The organism is Gilliamella sp. Fer4-1 (assembly GCF_001690515.1).
GTDB lineage: Bacteria > Pseudomonadota > Gammaproteobacteria > Enterobacterales > Orbaceae > Gilliamella > Gilliamella apicola_C.
The window spans coordinates 1-4,405 of sequence record NZ_LZGZ01000165.1 but is presented as its reverse complement, the minus strand read 5'-3'; the positions used below and the strand labels follow the sequence as shown (position 1 = coordinate 4,405).

The following is a 4,405-nucleotide window of genomic DNA, read 5'->3' as shown; positions in this document are numbered from 1 at the left end:
ATTATTATATACAAATTAATAATAAAATAATTGTTACTACCTATTATATAATTAGTTAAGATCTTTCAAAATATTTTTATATTTTGTTATAAGGCGGAAAGCTAATTAAATATCTAAACTGTAGGAAAACATCAAGTTGTTTACACTTCATGATTAAAATAATCCTCTAAAAACTCATAAGGAGTTTTCCCCGAAATAGCTTTATGCGATTTAACCGTATTATAATAGTTAATAAATCGCTTAAGTTTTTGTTGCCTATCTTTTGAATCTTCGAATATTTGCATATTATGCCACATCTTCATTAAAGTACGTATGACTTTTTCCGCTTTCCCATTTGTTTGCGGGCAGGCTGGTTTAGTAAGTTTCTGATTTATCAGATGATTATTACCTATTTTAACAAATAGGTATTCATTTGTACCTTGATATTCACGCCCATTATCGGAATGAATGCATTCAACGATATAAGGACATTGAGCTAGCACATCATTTTGTAAAAATAATGCTGAGCTATATTGAGATTTATCAAGGTAAATGCCCGCATAAAGCTCACGTGAAAAATTATCAATGCCAACAAATAGTTAGTTTTGTTTTTTTATGCCTATTCATAACTCTAGTTTCTCAAATTACTACAAACAACGCAAGTAATTCCTACATTTAAACAATTCGGGCTATAAAGTGTGAGACAATAAAAATAGAGTATAAAATTAGCTATTTTATTTAGATTTGTAGCGTTGTAAGGTGCTTGTGCGATTTTGTTCTTCTATCCATGCTAGTTTATCGGCATAATTTTTTTCCGCACCACGCATTGTTGGATGGTAATATTTTGTATCGGCCATTTCAGGGGGAAAATAGTTTTCTCCGGCGGCAAAGGCATTGGGCTCATTATGAGCATAGCGATATTGCGCACCATAACCTAAATTTTTCATCAAACTGGTTGGCGCATTGCGTAGGTGTTCAGGGACATCATAATCTGGTTTGGATGTTGCATCCTTCATCGCTTGGTTAAAAGCAAGATAAACAGCATTACTCTTAGGTGCACAAGCAAGATAAACAATGGCTTGAGCGATAGCCCGCTCACCTTCTGCTGGCCCAACTCGAGTAAAGCAGTCCCAAGCAGCTAAAGCTACTTGCATGGCTCTTGGATCAGCATTACCAACATCTTCTGATGCAATGGCTAATAATCGACGTGCTACGTATAATGGATCACCACCAGCCGAAATTATCCTTGCATACCAATAAAGAGCGGCATCGGGGGCTGAGCCTCTAATTGATTTATGAACAGCTGATATAAGATCATAAAAACGGTCACCTTGGTTATCAAATCTTGCACTTCGCTCACCAATGACCTCTTTTAGTAATTCAGGTGTTAATGCTTTGCCATCCGACATATTAACAAGCAATTCAAGAGTGTTAAGCGCTCGTCTAGCATCACCACCAACGAATTCGGCAATTTGTTTTTTTGTTTCTTCTAGTAGAGTAATATTTCGGTTGCCATAACCACGATCGGGATCTTCCATCGCTTGTTGCAAAATTTGCTCAATATCATCATTGCTCAATGATTTAAGTAAATAGACCCTAGCACGAGATAATAATGCTGAATTTAATTCAAAAGATGGGTTTTCCGTCGTTGCACCAATAAATGTGACGGTGCCGTCTTCAACATACGGTAAAAAAGCATCTTGTTGGCTTTTATTAAAACGATGGACTTCGTCAACAAATAAGATCGTTCTTACCCCTGATTGTTGATTAATTTTGGCACGTTCAATTGCTTCTCGAATATCTTTGATACCAGAAGTTACCGCCGAAATACGCTCAACTTTGGCATTAGCATGGTGAGCAATAATTTCAGCAAGCGTGGTTTTACCCGTACCTGGTGGTCCCCATAAAATCATTGAATGTAAATTACCCGCTTCAATGGCTTTTGAAAGTGGTTTTTCTTTTCCTAATAGATGTGTTTGCCCAATGTATTGTGATAAGATCTGCGGGCGCATTCTTGCTGCTAGAGGCTTAAATTGATCAGTTGTAAATTCAAAAGACATACTAGGCATGATACACTGTATCCATTCTTTGCGATATTAAACGTATTATATACTTGTTAATCAATAAGTGAAAAATAAAATAGCTTTCCGCATAAATCGAAAAAAGCTAATATTCTTACTTAAATTTAGTTTGTTAACAGTTTTTTTAGAATACAGTTATTTTCTAGGACGCAGACATAAGGATTTATCATGAAAAAATTTTTATTATTAATTGGGTTATTGGTTAGTATGTCGTCAGCATGGGCAAACGATAAAGAAGTTTTGCAACAACGCCTAGATAAAATTGATGGCTTTTATGCTCAGTTTTCACAGGATGTAAAAACTGTCGATAATCAACCAGTTCAACAAGGAAAAGGCGATTTATGGGTGACAAGGCCTTATTATTTTAATTGGACAATGAATGAGCCTGATGTAACATCAATTATCTCAGATGGTGAAAGTCTTTGGGTTTATACGCCAGCTGTTGAGCAAGTGAGTGTCATGAATTTGAAAAAAGCCGTTGATAATCGTTTAATGTTACTTATTTCTGATAGCCATAATCCGATTTGGAATGCTTATAATGTAACGCGTAGGCAGAATTCATTTACACTTAAGCCAACAGATGGTTCTAATCAAGACTTTGTCATTTCGGTTTTACCAACTGGCATGATCTCAAATTTTACGATAATTGAAGAAGATGGTCAGCGTAGTTTTTATGACTTGTCTCACCAAGTGTTAGGTAAAGTTGATTTAAATAAATTTAAATTTATCCCACCAACAGGGGTTACTATTGATGATCAACGTTAACCTATTATGACATCACGGAATATGTCAATCCGTAATATATTAGCGTTATTTTTTATATAAAATAACGCTAATAAGATCATAAAAATTTTTCCTATCGGTTTATATCAGAATTTAGTCAAATATAATGTTTTATTTCTTTCTATAAAATTTTCACTCCTTTTGTTTTAACCTATTAATTTTTTTTAAAATAAAATTGTGCACAATAATTTTTCTTATCTAAGTTAATAAAATAATTTTGATGTTGATCACATTTATCCAATAAACCCTTTAAAGCTAAATTTTTAGCTCTGCATACTCAATTACAGTGGTTCACTTTTTATGGGATAAATTATGACAAACGCATTTTATAACAAACCAACTTATTGGTTTGCTTCATGTTACAGTTTTATGTATTACGCTGCAGGTAGTTTCGTCTTTTCATTTTATGCCATATGGCTAAGTAAGGAGATTGGTTTAACGGCAAAACAGACAGGCATTATTTATTCATTTAATTACTTTATCTCATTAATTATTATGATTGTGTATGGTGTTTATCAGGATAAATTAGTTCTGAAAAAACATCTTATCTGGTTTCAAAGTATCATTATTACCTGTGCTGCTCCTGCATTAATTTATGTTTATGAACCTCTATTACGGCATAGTTTTTATATTGGCGTTATTTTTGGTAGTTTCTTTTTGGGGTTTGGTTGGGTTGCTGGAATGGGATTAATTGACTCCTATTGTGAAAAAATCAGCCGAGCATTTGGATTTGAATTTGGTCAATGTCGCACTTGGGGGTGTATTGCTTATGCTGTAGGTACTTTTATTGCTGGTATTTTGATTAGCATAAATCCTCATTTGAATTTCTGGGCTGCATCAGTCGTAGGAATCTGTTTTATGATTCTAAATTTTAATTTTAAACCAGATTTAAACAAATCATCTGAAGCAATTTTTCAGAAAAAGGACAAATTAAGTTTTAACGAAATTATGTCTGTCTTTGCGCTGAAAAAATTCTGGATATTTGTTGTTTATGTGCTTGGTACCTATAGTCTTTATAATATTTATGATCAGCAATTGTTTCCTGTTTATTTTACTCAGCAATTTGAAGATGTAAATGATGGCTATCGCTTATATGGTATCTTAAACTCGTTTCAAGTTTTTCTAGAAGCTGCTGTGATGTTTTGCGTGCCATTCGTTGTAAATCGTGTTGGGGCAAAAAATGCTTTGATTTTTGCTGCATTTATTTCAGCTTCGCGCATCTTCCTTACAGGGCATGTTAGTAGCATTGCCATTATTTCAATCATTAAACTTATGCACTGTTTAGAGATTTCTACCATTTTAGTTTCCGTATTTAAATATATTGATATTAATTTTAATGCTCGTCTTTCAGCAACCGTCTTTTTAATCGGTTATCAGGTTGCAGGCTCTGTTGGTGTTATTTTGTTTTCTACTCTTGTCGGTGATTTTTATGATACCAATGGTGCATCAACAACATTTAATCATCTTGGGTTAGTCGTTTTAGGATTTATGATTTTTGCTATTTTCTTTTTATGCGGTGATAAAAAAGCAAAATACATAAATAAAAAAATTAGTTAAATATA

4 protein-coding genes are annotated in these 4,405 nt (G+C 33.5%); 2 read left to right on the top strand and 2 right to left on the bottom strand.

Going from position 1 to position 4,405, the window contains the following annotated elements; genetic code table 11:
• Window positions 1–140: 140 nt before the first annotated feature.
• A complete protein-coding gene (locus A9G30_RS12355; RefSeq protein WP_255305742.1) occupies window positions 141–482 on the bottom strand; it encodes an integrase core domain-containing protein in 342 nt (113 codons plus the stop codon).
• A gap of 231 nt (window positions 483–713) precedes the next feature.
• Entirely contained in the window at window positions 714–2,048 is a 1,335-nt protein-coding gene (locus A9G30_RS05695; RefSeq protein ID WP_065588325.1) for a replication-associated recombination protein A, read from the bottom strand.
• A gap of 180 nt (window positions 2,049–2,228) precedes the next feature.
• Between A9G30_RS05695 and lolA the strand changes: the two genes are divergently transcribed.
• Window positions 2,229–2,825 (top strand): outer membrane lipoprotein chaperone LolA, encoded by a 597-nt coding sequence (gene lolA, locus A9G30_RS05690; RefSeq protein WP_065581664.1) that lies wholly within the window; start codon window positions 2,229–2,231, stop codon window positions 2,823–2,825.
• A 330-nt stretch (window positions 2,826–3,155) separates the two neighbouring features.
• Window positions 3,156–4,400, top strand: a complete 1,245-nt coding sequence (locus A9G30_RS05685; RefSeq protein ID WP_065581663.1) for an oligosaccharide MFS transporter — start codon at window positions 3,156–3,158, stop codon at window positions 4,398–4,400.
• Window positions 4,401–4,405: the final 5 nt, after the last annotated feature.

Bases quoted from the DNA above. Each gene is read 5' to 3' on its own strand.
- A9G30_RS05695 (WP_065588325.1), bottom strand. From the start codon at position 2,048: ATGCCTAGTATGTCTTTTGAATTTACAACTGATCAATTTAAGCCTCTA.
- A9G30_RS05685 (WP_065581663.1), top strand. From the start codon at position 3,156: ATGACAAACGCATTTTATAACAAACCAACTTATTGGTTTGCTTCATGT.
- lolA (WP_065581664.1), top strand. From the start codon at position 2,229: ATGAAAAAATTTTTATTATTAATTGGGTTATTGGTTAGTATGTCGTCA.